General features: G+C 36.5%; 1 protein-coding gene and 1 pseudogene. Both read right to left on the reverse strand.

Translation table 11 applies throughout. The features are described 5' to 3' along the window. Positions 1-904: class-II fumarase/aspartase family protein (locus A9G35_RS09255; RefSeq protein ID WP_065636604.1), on the reverse strand; the 904-nt coding region annotated here is incomplete at its 3' end. Positions 905-1,067: 163 nt separating this feature from the next. Further along, a pseudogene (locus tag A9G35_RS09260) lies at positions 1,068-1,496 on the reverse strand (aminotransferase class I/II-fold pyridoxal phosphate-dependent enzyme); the annotation flags it as partial. Between the last annotated feature and the right edge of the window lie 27 nt (positions 1,497-1,523).

Genomic DNA, 1,523 nt, shown 5'->3' on the forward strand with positions numbered 1-1,523 from the left:
TTTTTAATAACGGTGCAGTTAAGCTTGCTAACCCTTCTAATGCCGCTGGGTTGCGTTTATGTGGCATAGTAGTTGAACCGATTTTTCCGTCAGAAAAGGGCTCTTCAACTTCGTTAATTTCGGTGCGCATCAAGTTGTAAAATTCATTGCCCATTTTACCTAATGTGCCACTAATTAAGGCGATGACTGATGCGTATTCAGAAAAACGATCACGAGCTGCTTGCCAACCAATATTTGGAGTATTTAATCCCAATATTGTTAAAGCACGGGCTTCAACCTGAGGTCCTAACTTACCCATTGAGGCATAAGTACAAATTGCACCACTAATATTACCGACTAATACTCGCTGTTTGATTTCACTTAAACGTTGTAAGTGCCGAATAAATTCATCCAACCAAACAGCCAGTTTAAAACCAAAGGTTGTCGGTAGTGCTTGCATGCCGTGAGTTCGCCCGGCCATAGGTAAGTATTGGTATTGTTTGGCTAATTTTTTTAATTCACATGCCACCAATTTGGTGTCACGTTCAATAATGGCAAATGATTGCTTAAGTTGTAAAACGGTTGCAGTATCGACAATATCTTGAGTGGTTGCACCATAATGAATAAATTGACCGGCTTCACCCACTTGCTTTTGTAAAGCATTAATTGTTGACATTAACGAATGCCGTGCAACGGCTGCTTCTTGGGCAATTTTCTCTAAAGATAACTTAGTCGCATTAGCTTTTTTGACTATCGTATTAGCCACTTGGGTCGGAATGACTCCAAATTCACCTTCGGCTTTGGCTAATGCAACTTCAACAGCAACTTGTTGCTCAAGTCGATTCTGTTCTGACCATATTGACCGCATTTCAGGAGTGCTAAAGTTATTTCCTAAAACTAAAAAATCCAAAACATGTGATGCCACAAAACAATCCTTAATCAATTTTTATTTATTGATTAATTATTGATAATAATTGTGTTATCGTCTAATAATCAGTTTTCCTATTGATATAACTAAATGGCATAAAAAAACCAATAAGCCTGTGGTTTATTGGTTAGTTTAGGATGATTAATTTGATATTTATTTTTTATAGTACTTTAACAATTGATTCGCAAAGTCTAGACATATTATCTAATGTCATACCAGCAACATTAATCCGTCCTGAGTTAACAATATAGATACCATAGTCGTTGCGTAATTTGAGTACTTGTTCTTCATTTAGACCACTAAATGAAAACATGCCATTTTGTTTAACAATAAAGCTAAAATCTTGACTAGCCCCTTTATCTTGTAAGGTTTTAACAAATAGTTGGCGCATACGGTGAATGCGTTGGCGCATATTGGTTAATTCATTAATCCATTCTTCTTTTAGTTCTTCATTATTTAAAATGTGAGAGACGATTTTAGCACCATGGGCAGGAGGATTAGAATAGTTAGCCCGAATAATCGTTTTTACTTGGCTAAAGGCTCGATCGGCAATTTCACTATTGGCAGCAATTAAAGTAAACGCGCCAACTTAGGAAATGAATTTAGGTTATGATGA

Origin of the sequence: Gilliamella sp. Choc5-1 (genome assembly GCF_001690595.1) — a bacterium.
Classification (GTDB): Bacteria; Pseudomonadota; Gammaproteobacteria; order Enterobacterales; family Orbaceae; genus Gilliamella; species Gilliamella apicola_M.